Origin of the sequence: Corynebacterium sp. P4-C1 (genome assembly GCF_030503595.1) — a bacterium.
In the GTDB taxonomy this organism is placed as follows: domain Bacteria; phylum Actinomycetota; class Actinomycetes; order Mycobacteriales; family Mycobacteriaceae; genus Corynebacterium.
The window spans coordinates 751,095-765,804 of record NZ_CP129966.1 but is presented as its reverse complement, the minus strand read 5'-3'; the positions used below and the strand labels follow the sequence as shown (position 1 = coordinate 765,804).

Genomic DNA, 14,710 nt, shown 5'->3' with positions numbered 1-14,710 from the left:
TTTAGGTTCATGAGTACGGAACCACGCTGGCTCAGCGATGACGAGCAGTTTTTCTGGCGGCAGCTTCTCGCGGCCCGGGGCAAACTCATGCGTGTGGTCGATGAATCGTTGATCGCCAGCTCTGATTTGTCCAGCCCAGAATTCTCGGTCTTGGTCAAGCTTTCCGAGGCTGAAGAGCACTGCATGCGTCTCCGTGACCTGTGCAATGAGTTGGAGTGGGACCGCTCCCGTGCCTCCCACCAGATCACTCGTATGGAGCGCCGCGAGCTGGTGACCAAGGAGAAAAGTGTGAGCGACGGCCGCGGCGTCGTCGTCCGCCTGACCGACACTGGGATGAAGTGCCTTGAGCGCGCTGTCCCCGACCATGTGGAGACAGTCCGCCGTGCTGTCTTCGACCATCTCGACCCAGCTGATATGCCGGCCATCCGCCGCTTCTTCGACGGCATTCTCGCTTCCGAAGAAGTCGCCGGCAGGGAGGAAGCTAACTAGGTCCCCGTTGTCGCCCGCCGGGAATCCGGGTTCAATGGGAGTTGTAAGAATAAAGCGACTTCCACTGAGGACCACGAGAAAGGACAAGCGATGTCCAGCCCGTACGACCCGACCAATCCGGAGAACCAAGAGAACACGGAGAACTCGGCGAACACGAATAACAACAACGTCGACTCTGTCAGCACATCGAACCCGGGCAAGGCTGATGCCAACCAGGGCGCTCCCTACCAGGGTGCCAACCAGCAGGGCGGGTTCCAGCAGAACCCAGTGCCACCAGCCTCCCGCAAGCTGTACCGTTCGGTGAACGACCGCATGATCAGCGGCGTGTGCGGCGGCATTGCGGAGACCTACGGCATTGACCCGGTACTGGTGCGCGTTCTCTTCGTCGCGGCTTTCCTCTTGGGCTTCTCCGGCGGTTTGATCTACCTGATCTGTTGGATCGTCATCCCGGACCAGCGCTATTAGCAGTCATTCTGAATAAAACGCGGCAGTGCAGGAGAGGATTCCTGCTCTGCCGCGTTTTGCGTGGGCCGGCTAAGTGCTAAGCGCGCTTGATGCCGGAGCCGTCGATCTCGATGGTGATTTTCTCGCCGACGAGTGCGCCGCCGGAGTTCAGCGGGGCGTCGAAGTCGATGCCGAAGTCCTTGCGGTTGATCGTGGTGCGGGCCTCGAAGCCGAGGCGGGTGTTGCCGAACGGGTCTTCCTCGACGCCGAAGGTCTCAACGTCGAGGGTGACCGGCTTGGTGGTCTCCTTGATGGTCAGATCACCGGTGACGGTGCCGTTGCCGGAAGCGTCGACGTCGAAAGCCGTGGAAACGAACTTCATCTGCGGGTAATTCTCGACGTCGAAGAAGTCCTCGTTCTTGACGTGCGCATCACGGTCCGCGTTGCGCGTATCGACGGATGCCGTCTGCACCGTCGCCTCAACCTTGCTCTCGCTCGGGTTCTCCTGGTTCGCGGTCAGGGCAGCGGTGAAGTCGGTGAACTCGCCGTGCACCTTGGTCACCATTGCGTGCCGGACAGTGAATCCGACAGAAGAGTGAGCGGTGTCGAGATCGTAAACGCCACTGAAGCTGTTCGGGGTGGTCATGAGTGGGTGACTCCTTGATAGTTAGAAAATCGTTCGTTTGGTGACACGTCTACAAAGTGTCCGTGGCCCATGGTATGCCTGCGCCGCGAAAGAGTCAATGGCCCAGAAAAAGTCGGCTCGGTGATCATTGCGAGGCAATTGGCGGCCACCTTTTGGGCAGTGCTAGATTAAGGAGCGCTGTTACAGCATGTGCAGCTTGCTGCACTGTCTCCGTAGCTCAGTGGATTAGAGCATCGGTTTCCGGTACCGAAGGTCGCAGGTTCGAATCCTGTCGGGGACACGGTGTGTCCTCAGTCGCGACATCGTTGACAGATCAGTCGCGACATGGTGGACAAACCGGTGTCTTGGTTTTTATTTTTCCAAGGCGCCGGTTTTGGTTTTCAGGTCAGTGGGGGTTGGCCTTTTCGCCAGTAGGCTTTTTGGTAATTGCGGGATGTGTCGATGTAGTGCTCGGCGATGGGTTCGCCGGTTTCTTTTAGTGATGTTGTGATGTGGTTGTCGGTGATGACCATCAGGACTTCTTCGCCGTAGTAGGCGCGTCCGATTCCTAGGCTGTAGAGCCTGCCGGCGTAGCGGATGGTGACTTTGCCGCTGGGGGCGACGACATCGTTGCGGACGCGCCATTCTTCTTCGGGGGTGTGGTTGGGTTCGGCCTTGGGTCCTGTTGTGTATGCCTGTTGTGGGGTGCGCCGCCCAAGTGATCTGTGGGGGCGTTCGGTGTTGTAGTAGGCGGCGAATTCGTTGAGTTGTCGTTGAAGGTGGGGGATGGTTTCGGCGGGTGGTTGGGCGTTGATCCAGCGTTTGAGTGTTTGGTGGAAGCGTTCGATTTTGCCTTGAGTTTGTGGGTGTCCTGGCCGGCCGTTTTTCTGTTGGATGCAGTTGTCGGTGAGGACTTTCTCAAAAGCGTTGCGGCCGCCTTTTCGTCCGGCTAACCGGGCGGTGAACACCAGCCCGTTGTCAGTGAGCGTGGATGCCGGTGGGCCGTAGGTGTCGATGAGGCGTTGGAGTTCTGCTGCGACTGCTGGGCCTGTAAATGCTGGCCGGGCGGTGATTGATAGCAGGTAGCGGGAGTGGTCGTCGATGAAGTCGAGGACTTCTACGCGTCTGCCGTCGATGAGGAAGAGGTAGGTGATGTCGGCTTGCCAGCATTCGTTGGGCATGGCGGCTTCAAACCTGATGTAGGAGCTGCGTGGTTTCTTTTGTGGTTGCGGGTCGACGAGTCCGGCGTCAGTGATGATGCGGCGGATCGTTGATGTTGACGGGGTGCGAAGCCCCTGCCTGTCTAGGTGGAAGGCGATGGTGTCTGGGCCTGCGTCGAGTCCTGCTTTGGTGAGTTCTTTGCGCATGTCGATGATGTAGTTGCGCAAGCTGTCCGGCACGGCATTTGGGTGGGTGTGCGGTGCGCGGGATTTCGGGGCGATGGCCTCTGCGCCGCCGGCGTCGAACTCGGCAAGAATCTTGTAGACGCGCTGGCGGGAGATGCCGAAGCGTTTGGCGACTTTGATGACTGGTTCACCTTGATCACGGACGGCTTTGACGATGGCAAGGTTGCGGTTCGGGCTGTTCATTTGTCAACGATGTCCCGACTGATCCCCGCATCGGCACCAGACGCGCGGGGGTAGCGGAAGGTGCCAACGATGTCGCGACTGAGGTGTCAACCATCACCCCAGAATGTTTCCGCCCCCTAAGTGTCAACCATGTCGCGACTGACCTGTCAACCATCAGGAATGATGTCCCAGGCACGCCGTGTCAACTATGTCATGACTTCAGACACTGTCGGGGACACGGCGTGAAGCCCCGAGGCATTGTTGTTAAATGTCTCAGGGCTTCGTTTATGTCCGGGGCATGGTCGAGGTGCCCCGAACTTCGAGGTGCCGTTGGTTGAGCGACTTTGGGCCAGTTGTGGCGGGGCACCGTCGAGTAGGTCGCCTAGCCGAGCTTTTCGACGACGGCCTCACCCACGCCCGCCGCGCTCATCGGGTTCTGCCCGGTGATGAGGTTGCCGTCCACAATGACGTGCTTGGTCATGGGGACGGTGGCGGTGGAGTACTCGCCGGCCTGGGCGGTGAGCTTCTCCTCGAGGCTGAAGGGAACCTCGTCGGTGCGGTTGGCCAGCTTCTCCTCGGTCCAGGAGTAGCCGGTGAGGCGGCGGCCGTCGATAAGCTGCGAGCCGTCGGCGAGCGTGACATCGAGCAGGCTGACTGGTCCGTGGCACACGCCGGAGACGATCTTGTTCGCGTCGGCGAAGTGCGCGACGGCCTTCTTCACGTCCGGGTCGGTGAAGTCGTACATGGTGCCGTGGCCGCCGATGAGGTAGATCGCGTCGTAAGAGTCGAGGTCGACGTCGGCGATGGCGGGGGTGTCGTCGAGAAGCGACATGAACTCGGGGTCCTCGTAGCGCTTATTCGTCCCGCCCATCTGGATGACGGGAGCTTTGAGGCTGACCGGGTCGATCGGCACGACACCGCCGGCGACACTGGCGAGGTCGACCTCGTGGCCCGCCTCAGTCACGACGTCGTAGAAGTGGGTGAATTCGCCGAGCCACATGCCGGTGCGGAAGCCGGAGGTCGCGTAACGGTGGACACTGGTCGAAAGAGCGAGAATCTTCATAACTGCGTGCAACGTGGCATGGCGGCGGCATATTCCGTCCGGAGCAGCAAATGGGCAACATGAAGAACGCACCCGTACGTTGCGCTCTGCTAGCCTGGGCCCGGTAACGAGACATCTATTGGATGGTTGAAGGGGATTCTGATGGAACGCGAGATCGTATTCATCGTCTACGTCAGCGACATCGATCGCGCTGTTGAGTTCTACCGCGATGTGCTGGAATTGCAAACGGACTTCGTCACTCCTCGCTACGTCACTTTCTCGCTGGGCGAAGGCGTCGCGTTCGCATTGTGGACTGGTTATTCGGGGGCGCTGGACGGCGATTCAGCCCGCACATCCGAGGTCTGCATGAACGTGCCTGAAGATCAGGTGATGAAGACGTATGAAGCATGGCAGCAAAAGGGAGTCACCGTGGCGGAGGAGCCGCATGAGGACGTCTTCGGCACCACATTCGTCGCGGCGGATCCTGACGGGAACCGGATTCGCGTCGCCCCGATCGACTAGACCCCCGCGGAATTCGGCGGGCGCTCCTCGTCCGCGGCGCCGGGGCGTGTGCGTGAGGCGGACCGCCAGGTGACGATGGCGCCGGCGAGCGCCACCATGGGGATGCCGAGCAGGATGCGGGGAGTCATCGCATCGCCCATGAACAGCCATCCGAGCACCGCGCCGACGACAGGGTCGAGAGCAAAGAGCGTGCCGACGACCTGAGCCGAGGACAACCGCGCCGCCAACGTGTCGGCGATATAAGGGATCACCACACCGATGAGTGCTGCAAGGGTCAGGACGAGCCAGGCGTTGGGGGAGACGTCGGTGAGTTTCGGCGCGGCGATGGGGAGCGTGACGAGTGCTGCGACAGCGACCGAAACGGCGAGGTCCGTCAGGCCGCCGCCGTCGGCCTTGCCCACGCGTTCCGCGAAGACGGTGTAGGCGCCGAAGAAGGCACCGGCGAGGAAGCCGAAAACGAGGCCCACCGGGTCCATGCCCGATGACGGCCCCGCAATGAGAACCACGCCGGCGAACGCGACGAGCGCCCAGGCGCGCTCCCGCCAATGCTTGAGGCCGAGAAACGAGACCATGCACGGGCCGAGAAAGTCGAGTGTGACCACAACGCCGAGCGGGAGACGGTGGACGGCAGCGAAGTAGAACTGGTTCATCGCGGCCATCGCGATGCCGTACACGCACGCATTGATCCAACGTTGGCGCGTGAATGTGCGCACCGCAGGGCGGAACGCGGTGAGCATGATCACTGCAGCGACGACCAAGCGGAACGTGGAAACCGCGACTGTGCCGAGCTCGCCGAACAGCGTCGACGATACGACCGCGGAGGACTGGATCCCTAAAGAACCGGCCAGCACGAGCGCGACGGGGCGTAGGTCGAGTCGGTCTCCGCCCGTCTGCGCTTGCGCCACAGTGCTACTCCTTCAAACAACAAAACCCCCGCGCGGTGCGGAGGCACAACGGCTGAACATCGTACGCCGGTGGCGCAGCCGGCAGGCAGTGGGCCGGGTTTACAGGCCCGTGAGAACGATGACGTTCACGAGCAGGTTGTTGAGCATATGCAGGATGAATCCCGCCCACAGCGAATGGTGCCAGCGGGTCACCAGGGCCATGGTGAGACCGGCGAAGAACGTGTACACGATCGCCGGAGGGGAAAGGTGCACGAGCCCGAAGACGAGCGAGGACAGAGGACAACAGCACACTGGCTGCGGCGGGCATGAGGGTGTCCAGATAGCCCATGAACAGGCGGCGGAACACGAGCTCCTCCAGAAACGGACCGATGAGAAGGTAGGCGCTCAGCGTGAACAGGATGAGTGCGCCACTCTCGCTAGCGGCGCTCGACGGGCCGTCCTGCTCCACGCCGAGCAGGGGAGCAACGAGCGATGTACAGAGCGCGGCAGCGAAAATCGACACGGGGACTTGCCAGAGTAGACGCCAGCCACGCCTGCCTAACGGCCGGAACCCAAGGGGAATGCCTCGGCGCTTCAGGTAGACCACCAATGCGATGGTGGGAATGACCAGTGAAAGGACGATCAAGACGGGCAGGACTACCTTGACAACTCCGCCGAGGCCGAGCCCTTTCAACCCGAATGCGGAGCCAATCAGAAGCGCGTCAGCAGCGAGGAGTGCGCCGAAGCCGACGGCGGCATCCGTCAACCGCGGGGCGATGCTCAACGGGTCGGGGGAGAATTCTGTATGACTAGTCGGCTCGCTCATACAAGGAAGATAACAGCGTTGGGAGACACGGCAAGCGGGACGAGTTTGGTGGGAGGCGCGGGGAGGAGCCGGCGCTGACAGGGAACCGTGAGCCAACGCCGATGAAACGAGCACCGGTTCGTCATTGCGCTCAACGGTTGATGCCCCATAGTTGTTCTTGCGCGCGACAAGCGCGGCACGGGAAAATGACAGCAGATCGGCCCGCACCCCTCCAGACGGAAGGTGCGGGCCGATTTGTGTGCGGAGAGCTTTTCTAACGCTGCTGGTCGAAGTAGCCGGGAGCGTCGTGCTGGTTGACCTTGCCGGTGCGCAGATACTCGACCACGATGTCGTCCACCGCCGCGTTTCCGCGGGCGACGTGGCCGTGGCCCGGGCCGTGAACGGTGACCAGCTGCGTACCCATCTCGTTTTGGATCACGCCGCGGCCGGAGTACAGAGTCTGCGGATCCCCGGTCGCATTGATCTGCAGCGGGCGAGTCTTCAGCCCGCCGCCGTTAAGCGGAATGCGCTTGGCCACCGGTGCAGCGCCGTTGCATGCGCCGCCGCTGCCGAACAAGTCGTGCGCTGAAGCGAACACATCCTGCGAAATGTAGTTGGACCAGATTGCCTGCGGAATCAGCGAGTAGTCGGGCTGCGTGATGTTCTCATTGCACGCCTGGTTGAAGAGCAGATTGAGGCGAGCAACGTCCGCACCCATGACCTCATCGATAACCGGCTTCGGCGGGGCAGGCTTCGGCTCGAAGGTGCCGTTGGTCATCCGTGCGAGAGTGTCCCAGTCGCTGGGGGCGGGGATACCCAACTTCGTTTGCTGCAGAAGCTGGGAGTTGAATTGGGTCGCGCCGGGCTTGAGCATCCGGCTCACAATTCCCTCTGCCTCGACGCGTGCTTTGCCGGTAGCGGTGATGGCATCGGCACCCGCCTGGCCCGCGAACTCCAAGCCGGGCGGCAGATCGCCGACGCGTGCCGGCGGCGGCACGACCGTGGGATTGGTGCCGGTCTCCTCGACGACCTTCGCGGACCAGTACTGGTACGCCTTCAATGGGGTGTCGCCCATGCGGTAGGTGGCATCGTTGCGGGCCACGAAGTCGAAGTAGTCGTGCAGGGCGCGTTCGTAGCCGCCCTTTTGCTCCATCACCAGCTCGTTCCACTGCTGGTCTGGATTCATCGCGGAATCAAGCACGACCTTGTCAGTGTGGTCCGGGAACATCGACGCGTAAGCCGAACCGAGGTACGTGCCGTAGGAAAGACCCATGATGGAGACAGTGTCGTAGCCGAGTGCACGGCGCACCGTATCCCAGTCGCGGGCATTGTTCTCGGTAGTGATGCTCTCCGGCATGCCGGGATTGTCCCCCTGGCACATCCGGCGGGACGCAGCACCGGCGTTGACCGTGTTGTCTACCTGGCTGCGAATCGCGTCGAGCTGGTTCGCCGGTGCGGCGGGCTCGCACTCCAGTTGAGTGGAGTGCTGCAGGCCGCGGGGCTGAACTGCGACCATGTCCCATTCGTTGCGGATCTCCTTCGGCCAAGTAAAGCCCACCGAGTCAGAGCCGACGTAGGTGTAGGCGTCGCCGCCGGGACCGCCGGGGTTGCCGAAGAGCACCCCGCGTTTTGCTGCCGGCTGCGCGGCCGGGACACGGACAAAACCGACAGAGATCTGCGGGCTGTTCGAGTCGCCGTAACGCATCGGCACATCAACTTGACCGCATTCAGCGCCCGGGGCATCGACCGTGGCCGGGCATGTCTCCCACTTCACCTCCGGGACCGGTGCCGGTGCAGGGGCGGACTGCGCCGTCGCGGTTCCGAAAGGCGCGGCAATCAGCGATGCCGAGATGCCCACCGTTGCAAGAAGTGGGGCGGCGCTCCTTTTCAAGTCACGTGACGGTCTCGGTTGCAGTGACGGTGTTTTCTTGCGAAACACAGCGCGGCCTCCCATTCCAGCAGGATTTATAAAGCTTCATCAATTGGACAGTCGCTGATATTAATCTGTGTATAGGCTAGACGCTGGGTGATTGAGAATGCGAATCGGCCCGTCCCTTCCTTATGCGGAAGAGCGGGCCGATTCGGGGTGCGCGTAGCCCTTCCGGCGCGGTGAACCCACCCCGGAAAGGCGTATTGGCTAATCCACGAGCAGGACGATCAGGTCACGCGGACCGTGGACGCCCTCGACGCGGACGAGCTCGATGTCAGAGGTGGCCGACGGGCCGGAAATCAGCGTCGACGGCAGCTCCGGGTTGAGCTTCGCGAACATCTCCGGAACCCCGTAGACGACCGTGTCCATGTGCACGATGCACAGGTGGCGGTCGGGGACCAGACTCAGCGCGCGGCGGCCGCACTCGCCGGCACCGTTCTCCGACTGGAGGCAGATGGTGCCGGTCTGAGCGGACGAGACGACAGAGCCGGTGACCACAGCGTCGACGTCGTTGAGGTCGCGCGGGTCGACCTTGACGTCGTCCGGCTGTGCGTTGCCGTCGAAAGAGGCGAACAGCGCGGCGTCGAGTCCCTGCGCGTAGCGGACGTCATTGCACTCGTGCTCGCGGAGGATGTCGGCGATCTTGCCGGGCAGCTCGTCGGTTGAGACGGTCTGCACCTCAGCCTTGTAGTCCACCAGGCGGTCGACGAGCATCTCGCGCAGCTCGTCGCGGTTCAGCGGCGACTCCGTGCGGTACTCGTGGGCGTGCTCGACGCTCGCGGGGGAGTCGGCGAGCTTATGCGCGTCGCGAATGCGGGCGAGGATGTCTTCCTTAGCGGTACCCATTACTTGTCGTCCTCCTTGCGGTTGTAGCGGGTCCAGGAATCCCCGGGCGCAGGCTTCTCGTCGGCGCCGGCGGTGCCGGTGTGGTCGGGAGCCACGTGGCTCTTGACACCCTCCGCGCGGGCCTCAGCCATGAGGCGCTTCGCCTCGTCAGTCTCGAACCACTGGCGGAAGGACTTCTTCGGCGGCACGGCGACGTCGCGGTAATCGGTCCAACCGGACACCGGCGGCGGCATCTTGTTGATGACACCGTTGAAGCCGCCGAGAATGCGGCCGGCGGCGACCATGCGCACGGCCTTGTCCCACAGCTTCGAGTGGCCGTAGACCTGGCCGATGACATCGAACATCGCGCCCTCGATCTTGGGGCGGTGGTTCTCCACCTTCTGGTGGCGCATCTCCAGCAGGACGTCGGTGATGGGGATCTTCACCGGGCAGACCTCGTCGCAACGCCCGCACAGGGAGGAGGCGTACGGCAGGGAAGCGGTGACATCGTCGGCGGAGTCCATGCCCGCGAGCTGCGGGGTGAGGATCGCGCCGATCGGGCCCGGGTAGACGGAGCCGTAGGCGTGGCCGCCGGCGCGCTCGTAGACCGGGCAGACGTTGAGGCAGGCGGAGCAGCGGATGCACTTGAGTGCCTCGCGGCCGATCTCATTGGACAGTGCGGCGGTGCGGCCGTTGTCCACGAGCACGATGTGGAAGTCCTGCGGGCCGTCGTTCTCCGTGACACCGGACCAGATCGAGGTGTACGGGTTCATGCGCTCGCCTGTCGACGAACGCGGCAGCAGCTGCATGAACACACCCAGGTCCTCATAGGACGGGAGGATCTTCTCGATGCCCATGACGGTGATCAGGGTCTCCGGCATGGTCAGGCACATACGCCCGTTGCCCTCGGACTCGACGATGGAGACCGAACCGGTCTCCGCGATGCCGAAGTTGCAGCCGGAGATGGCGACCTTGGCCTTCATGAACTGCTCGCGCAGGAACTTGCGGGAAGCCTCGGCCAGCTCGGCCGGCTCCGCGGTCAGGTCCTTCGGCGCGCCCGGCATCTTCTCGGTGAAGATGTCGCGGATCTCCGCACGGTTGCGGTGGATCGCCGGAACGACGATGTGGGACGGGAAGTCCTCGCCGAGCTGCACGATGAGCTCCGCCAGGTCCGTCTCGCGGGCGTTGATGCCGTTTTCCTCGAGGACGTCGTTGAGCGCGATTTCCTGGGTGAGCATCGACTTGATCTTGACGATGTTGGTCTCACCGGTGTCCTTCACCAGATCAGTGATGATCTGGGAGGCTTCCTTGGCGTCGCGCGCCCAGTGGACGTGGCCGCCGCGCTTGGTCACGTTCTCCTCGAACTGCTCGAGCAGTTCCGGCAGGCGTGCCAGCGTGTCGCGCTTGATGGTCGAGCCAGCTTCGCGCAGCTGCTGCCAGTCGTCGAGCTCGTCGACGACGCCCTGGCGCTTCAGACGGATCTGCGTCGTGGCGTAGTTCAGGTTACGGCGCTGAGTCGAGTTGTTCAGCTCAGTCTTAGCGTTCTTCTGGAACTTGTTGTATTCGCGGAAGTGCCCCAGGTCGTGCGGCGCGTGGGGCGGCATCGTCGGGTTACCAAGTCCGACCTTCACAGCATCTTCTCCTTCGTGTACGCGGCGGACTCAGGTGTCCACGGGTTTTCACGGGTCGAGGCGAGAATCTCAGCGATGTGGATTGCGCGGATGCCCGTGTGCTGGCGGGACATGGCACCGCCGATATTCATCAGGCAGGACGAATCGCCCGCGGTGACGTACTCCGCGGCGGTGTCCTTGATGTGGCGCACCTTGTCGGAGACCATCGCGGCCGAGGTATCGGCGTTCTTCACAGCGAAGGTGCCGCCGAAGCCGCAGCATTCCTCGATGTTTTCGAGTTCCACGAGCTCCAGCCCGTCGACGGCCTTGAGCAGGTCCGTCGGGCGGTCGCCGACCTTGATGAAGCGGCGGGAGTGGCAGGTGGAGTGGTAGGTGACGCGGTGCGGGAAGAATGCGCCCACATCGGTCGTGCCCATGACATCGACGATGAACTCGGAGAGGTCGAGGGTCTTCTTGGTGGTCTTCTTGGTGCCGGCGACCAGCTCCTTGGACCCGTAGCGCTCGGCGATTCGGGTGTGCTGCTCGCGCACGGCACCAGTGCAGGAGCCGGACGGAGTGACCACGTAATCAATGGAATCGTCGGCGAATGCGTCGACGTAATTTTCAATCATGGGCACCGTCTCTTTCTGGTACCCGGTATTGATATGCATTTGTCCGCAGCAGGTTTGCTCCGGAGGGAAGACGACCTCGCATCCAAGTCGAGACAGGACGAGAGCAGACGCCTTGTGCGCATCGGGGAACAGTGCATCCCCGAGGCACGTGGAAAACAGGGCTACGCGCACTGATTGGCTCCTTTCTGGGTAAGTTGCCGGGCAGTGGCCAGCTTCAATTAAACTCCTTTCCCATGACGCCTGCTGACCTTGCCTCCACAGTCCGCACAATCACCATCGAAACGCTCGACGCTCACGGCCTCGATTCGACGGTCGTTCCCGACAACGTCACTGTTGAGCGCCCCCGCAACCCGGAGCACGGGGACTATGCGACGAATATCGCTTTGCAGGTGGCCAAGAAGGCGGGCACCAACCCGCGCGAGCTCGCCGGCTGGCTTGCCGACGCCTTGTCGGCCCGCCCCGAGATCGACTCCGCCGAGGTCGCGGGCCCGGGCTTCATCAATCTCCGCTTGGGTGCCGCCGCCACGGGAGGCATCGTGACCGAGATCCTTGAAAAGGGTCCATCTTTCGGTTCATCCGACCTTCTTTCGGGCGCGAAGATCAACCTGGAATTCGTCTCCGCGAACCCCACCGGCCCGATCCACTTAGGCGGCACCCGCTGGGCAGCTGTGGGCGATTCCCTCGGCCGCGTCCTGGAATTCTCAGGCGCGGAAGTCACGCGCGAGTACTACTTCAACGACCACGGCGGGCAGATTGACCGTTTCGCCCGCTCGCTTGTCGCGTCCGCGAAGGGTCTGCCCACGCCGGAAGACGGGTACGGCGGTGAATATATTGGCGAGATCGCGGATGCGGTCGTCGATAAGCGCCCCGACGCCCTCGACGGCGATGAGGAAACTGTGCAGGAGACTTTCCGCGCTGAAGGCGTTGAGATGATGTTCGCTCAGATCAAGGAGTCGCTCCACGAATTCGGCACCGACTTCGACGTGTTCTTCCACGAGAACTCGCTGTTCGAGTCCGGTGCCGTGGACCGCGCCATCCAGACGCTGAAGGACAACGGCAACCTGTACGAGGCCGACGGCGCGTGGTGGCTGCGTTCCACCGACTTTGGCGACGACAAGGACCGCGTGGTGATCAAGTCCGACGGCGACGCTGCCTATATCGCGGGCGACATCGCGTACGTCGCCGATAAATTCGACCGTGGCCACACCCTGGCGATCTACATGCTGGGTGCGGACCACCACGGCTATATCGCCCGGCTGCGCGCCGCCGCGCAGGCTCTCGGCTACGACCCGGAGGCCGTCGAGGTGCTCATCGGCCAGATGGTCAATCTCGTCCGTGACGGCAAGCCGGTGAAGATGTCCAAGCGCGCCGGGACGGTGATCACCCTCGACGACCTCGTGGACCTGATCGGCCGCGACGCTGCCCGCTACTCGATGGTGCGTTCGTCTGTGGATTCCACCCTCGACATCGACCTCGACCTGTGGGAGAAGCAGTCCAATGACAACCCCGTCTACTACGTGCAGTACGGCCACACCCGCCTCGCGTCCATTGAGCGCAAGGCCGCCGACGCCGGTGTTAGCCTCGGCGGCTCGGCTGACGGGAACGACGTCGACCTCTCCCTGCTCACCCACGAGAAGGAGGGCGACCTGATCCGTACTCTCGGCGAATTCCCCGCGGTTGTGAAGGCTGCCGCTGAGCTGCGCGAACCGCACCGCATCGCCCGCTACGCCGAGGAGCTGGCCAGCGTCTTCCACAAGTTCTACGACGCCTGCCAAATCCTGCCGAAGGCCGGCGAGGACCCGCAGCCGATCCACTCCGCCCGCCTGACTCTGGCTTCCGCTTCCCGCCAGGTGCTCGCGAACGCCCTGCGCCTGCTCGGCGTCACCGCGCCGGAAAGGATGTAAATCATGCTCGATCCGGTCCTGAATACGGCGAACCTGTCGCGTGATGATCTGCTGCGCGTGCGCCACGACGAAGCCGGCTGCTTCAACGACCTGCCTGCGCACGTCTGGCCGCGCAACGCCGTCCGCCACGACGACGGCACTGTATCCATCGCCGGTGCCGCATTGACGGAGATCGCCACTGAATACGGCACCCCAGTCATGGTCGTCGACGAGGACGATTTCCGTTCCCGTTGCCGTGACATGGCCCGCGCCTACGGCGACCCGGCACACGTGCACTACGCCGCGAAGGCGTTTTTGACCTCCCGCATTGCAAAGTGGGTGGCTGAAGAGGGATTGGCCCTCGACGTGGCCAGCGAGAACGAGCTGCTCATCGCTCTGGCTGCGGATTTCCCCGCCGAGCGCATCACCGCCCACGGCAACAGCAAGCCCGATTCCTTCCTGCGCCGCTGCGTGACCAGCGGTGTCGGCCACGTCGTCATCGACTCCCACCAGGAGCTCGAAGTCCTCGACCGCATTGCCGGGGAAGAGGGCATGGTGCAGGATGTGTTCATCCGCGTCAAGCCCGGCGTGGAGGCCCACACCCACGAGTTCATCGCCACCAGCCACGAGGACCAGAAATTCGGCCTGTCTCTGGCATCCGGCTCCGCATTCCGTGCTGCCCAGACCGCGCGCGACGCCGCGAATATCCGCCTGACTGGTCTGCACTGCCACGTCGGCTCCCAGGTCTTCGACGCGGAGGGCTTCAAACTCGCCGCCTCCCGCGTGCTGGGTCTGTACGCGAAGATCTACCGCGAGCTCGGCGTGGAGCTGGAATACCTCGACCTCGGCGGCGGCTACGGCATCGCCTACACCGTCGACGAGGAACCCCTCGACGTCGATGCCGTTGCCCGCGACCTTCTCCGTGCCGTGAAAGAGGCGGCGGGGGAGATGGGGCTCACCCCGCCCAGGGTCATTGTGGAGCCCGGCCGCGCGATCGCCGGCCCCGCCGCCGTCACGGTCTACTCTGTGGGCACCGTCAAAGACGTCCACGTGACCGACGATGCCACCCGCCGGTACATCGCCGTCGACGGGGGAATGAGCGATAATATTCGCACCGCGCTCTACGGTGCCGAGTACGACGCCCGAATCGTCAACCGCATGACGGAAGGCGCCCCGCACGCCACGCGCCTTGTCGGTTCCCACTGCGAGTCCGGCGACATTCTCATCAATAATGCCCTCTGGCCTGACGATATCGCCCCCGGCGATCTCATTGCGCTGGCCGCCACAGGCGCCTACTGCTTCTCCATGGCATCGAACTACAACTGCTTCGGGCGCCCCGCAGTGGTCAGTGTCCGGGACGGAAACGTCACTCCGATGGTGCGCCGCGAAACAGTCGAGGACCTACTTGCCCGAGAGGTTTTTGTAGACTCTTAGGGCATTGCTGTCCACCC

14 protein-coding genes and 1 tRNA gene are annotated in these 14,710 nt (G+C 63.0%); 6 read left to right on the top strand and 9 right to left on the bottom strand.

Features of this window, described 5'->3' with window-relative positions; genetic code table 11:
* Window positions 1–9: 9 nt before the first annotated feature.
* Both QYR03_RS03590 and QYR03_RS11035 read left to right on the top strand, forming a co-directional pair.
* Window positions 10–489, top strand: a complete 480-nt coding sequence (locus QYR03_RS03590; protein ID WP_259851392.1) for a MarR family winged helix-turn-helix transcriptional regulator — start codon at window positions 10–12, stop codon at window positions 487–489.
* 90 nt (window positions 490–579) lie between these two features.
* Window positions 580–954 carry a PspC domain-containing protein gene (locus QYR03_RS11035; protein ID WP_367620400.1) on the top strand — a complete coding sequence of 125 codons (375 nt, stop codon included), beginning with the start codon at window positions 580–582 and terminating at the stop codon, window positions 952–954.
* 76 nt (window positions 955–1,030) lie between these two features.
* Here QYR03_RS11035 and QYR03_RS03580 read toward each other — a convergent pair whose 3' ends face one another.
* On the bottom strand, window positions 1,031–1,579 hold the full coding sequence (locus QYR03_RS03580; RefSeq protein ID WP_301713051.1) for a YceI family protein: 549 nt from the start codon (window positions 1,577–1,579) through the stop codon (window positions 1,031–1,033).
* Window positions 1,580–1,785: 206 nt separating this feature from the next.
* On the opposite strand from QYR03_RS03580, the gene QYR03_RS03575 reads away from it, so the two are divergent.
* A tRNA-Arg gene (locus tag QYR03_RS03575) sits at window positions 1,786–1,859 on the top strand.
* Between the two features lie 100 nt (window positions 1,860–1,959).
* On the opposite strand, the gene QYR03_RS03570 is transcribed toward QYR03_RS03575, so the two are convergent.
* Together QYR03_RS03570 and QYR03_RS03565 are read right to left on the bottom strand one after the other, a co-directional pair.
* Window positions 1,960–3,147 carry an IS481 family transposase gene (locus QYR03_RS03570; protein ID WP_301713561.1) on the bottom strand — a complete coding sequence of 396 codons (1,188 nt, stop codon included), beginning with the start codon at window positions 3,145–3,147 and terminating at the stop codon, window positions 1,960–1,962.
* Between the two features lie 361 nt (window positions 3,148–3,508).
* Window positions 3,509–4,189 carry a type 1 glutamine amidotransferase domain-containing protein gene (locus QYR03_RS03565; RefSeq protein WP_259850883.1) on the bottom strand — a complete coding sequence of 227 codons (681 nt, stop codon included), beginning with the start codon at window positions 4,187–4,189 and terminating at the stop codon, window positions 3,509–3,511.
* Between the two features lie 141 nt (window positions 4,190–4,330).
* Between QYR03_RS03565 and QYR03_RS03560 the strand changes: the two genes are divergently transcribed.
* The gene (locus tag QYR03_RS03560; protein ID WP_259850885.1) at window positions 4,331–4,690 is read left to right on the top strand and encodes a VOC family protein; all 360 of its coding nucleotides are present in this window, start codon (window positions 4,331–4,333) and stop codon (window positions 4,688–4,690) included.
* Here QYR03_RS03560 and QYR03_RS03555 read toward each other — a convergent pair.
* The 6 genes from QYR03_RS03555 to QYR03_RS03530 all read right to left on the bottom strand — a co-directional run bounded on the left by QYR03_RS03555 (window position 4,687) and on the right by QYR03_RS03530 (window position 11,547).
* Window positions 4,687–5,595, bottom strand: a complete 909-nt coding sequence (locus tag QYR03_RS03555; RefSeq protein ID WP_259850887.1) for a DMT family transporter — start codon at window positions 5,593–5,595, stop codon at window positions 4,687–4,689. The two genes, QYR03_RS03560 and QYR03_RS03555, sit on opposite strands and share 4 nt — an antisense overlap.
* Before the next feature lie 99 nt (window positions 5,596–5,694).
* Window positions 5,695–5,847 (bottom strand): CPBP family glutamic-type intramembrane protease, encoded by a 153-nt coding sequence (locus tag QYR03_RS03550; RefSeq protein WP_367657543.1) that lies wholly within the window; start codon window positions 5,845–5,847, stop codon window positions 5,695–5,697.
* 806 nt (window positions 5,848–6,653) lie between these two features.
* Window positions 6,654–8,270 (bottom strand): alpha/beta fold hydrolase, encoded by a 1,617-nt coding sequence (locus QYR03_RS03545; protein ID WP_301713501.1) that lies wholly within the window; start codon window positions 8,268–8,270, stop codon window positions 6,654–6,656.
* A 246-nt stretch (window positions 8,271–8,516) separates the two neighbouring features.
* Window positions 8,517–9,155: a lactate utilization protein C gene (locus QYR03_RS03540; RefSeq protein ID WP_301713502.1), complete on the bottom strand. Its 639-nt coding sequence runs from the start codon at window positions 9,153–9,155 to the stop codon at window positions 8,517–8,519.
* A complete protein-coding gene (locus QYR03_RS03535) occupies window positions 9,155–10,765 on the bottom strand; it encodes a LutB/LldF family L-lactate oxidation iron-sulfur protein (RefSeq protein WP_301713503.1) in 1,611 nt (536 codons plus the stop codon). The genes QYR03_RS03540 and QYR03_RS03535 overlap by 1 nt, the downstream gene beginning before the upstream one ends.
* Complete coding sequence (locus QYR03_RS03530) at window positions 10,762–11,547, bottom strand: (Fe-S)-binding protein (RefSeq protein ID WP_301713504.1); 786 nt, start codon at window positions 11,545–11,547, stop codon at window positions 10,762–10,764. The genes QYR03_RS03535 and QYR03_RS03530 overlap by 4 nt, the downstream gene beginning before the upstream one ends.
* Before the next feature lie 62 nt (window positions 11,548–11,609).
* Here QYR03_RS03530 and argS point away from each other — a divergent pair, with 62 nt between their 5' ends.
* Window positions 11,610–13,280 (top strand): arginine--tRNA ligase, encoded by a 1,671-nt coding sequence (argS, locus tag QYR03_RS03525; protein ID WP_301713505.1) that lies wholly within the window; start codon window positions 11,610–11,612, stop codon window positions 13,278–13,280.
* 3 nt (window positions 13,281–13,283) lie between these two features.
* Window positions 13,284–14,693, top strand: a complete 1,410-nt coding sequence (gene lysA / locus QYR03_RS03520; RefSeq protein WP_301713506.1) for a diaminopimelate decarboxylase — start codon at window positions 13,284–13,286, stop codon at window positions 14,691–14,693.
* The last annotated feature ends 17 nt before the right edge of the window (window positions 14,694–14,710 follow it).

Bases quoted from the DNA above. Each gene is read 5' to 3' on its own strand.
- QYR03_RS03540 (WP_301713502.1), bottom strand. From the start codon at position 9,155: ATGGGTACCGCTAAGGAAGACATCCTCGCCCGCATTCGCGACGCGCAT.
- QYR03_RS03560 (WP_259850885.1), top strand. From the start codon at position 4,331: ATGGAACGCGAGATCGTATTCATCGTCTACGTCAGCGACATCGATCGC.
- argS (WP_301713505.1), top strand. From the start codon at position 11,610: ATGACGCCTGCTGACCTTGCCTCCACAGTCCGCACAATCACCATCGAA.
- QYR03_RS03590 (WP_259851392.1), top strand. From the start codon at position 10: ATGAGTACGGAACCACGCTGGCTCAGCGATGACGAGCAGTTTTTCTGG.
- QYR03_RS03565 (WP_259850883.1), bottom strand. From the start codon at position 4,189: ATGAAGATTCTCGCTCTTTCGACCAGTGTCCACCGTTACGCGACCTCC.
- QYR03_RS03570 (WP_301713561.1), bottom strand. From the start codon at position 3,147: ATGAACAGCCCGAACCGCAACCTTGCCATCGTCAAAGCCGTCCGTGAT.
- QYR03_RS11035 (WP_367620400.1), top strand. From the start codon at position 580: ATGTCCAGCCCGTACGACCCGACCAATCCGGAGAACCAAGAGAACACG.
- QYR03_RS03580 (WP_301713051.1), bottom strand. From the start codon at position 1,579: ATGACCACCCCGAACAGCTTCAGTGGCGTTTACGATCTCGACACCGCT.
- lysA (WP_301713506.1), top strand. From the start codon at position 13,284: ATGCTCGATCCGGTCCTGAATACGGCGAACCTGTCGCGTGATGATCTG.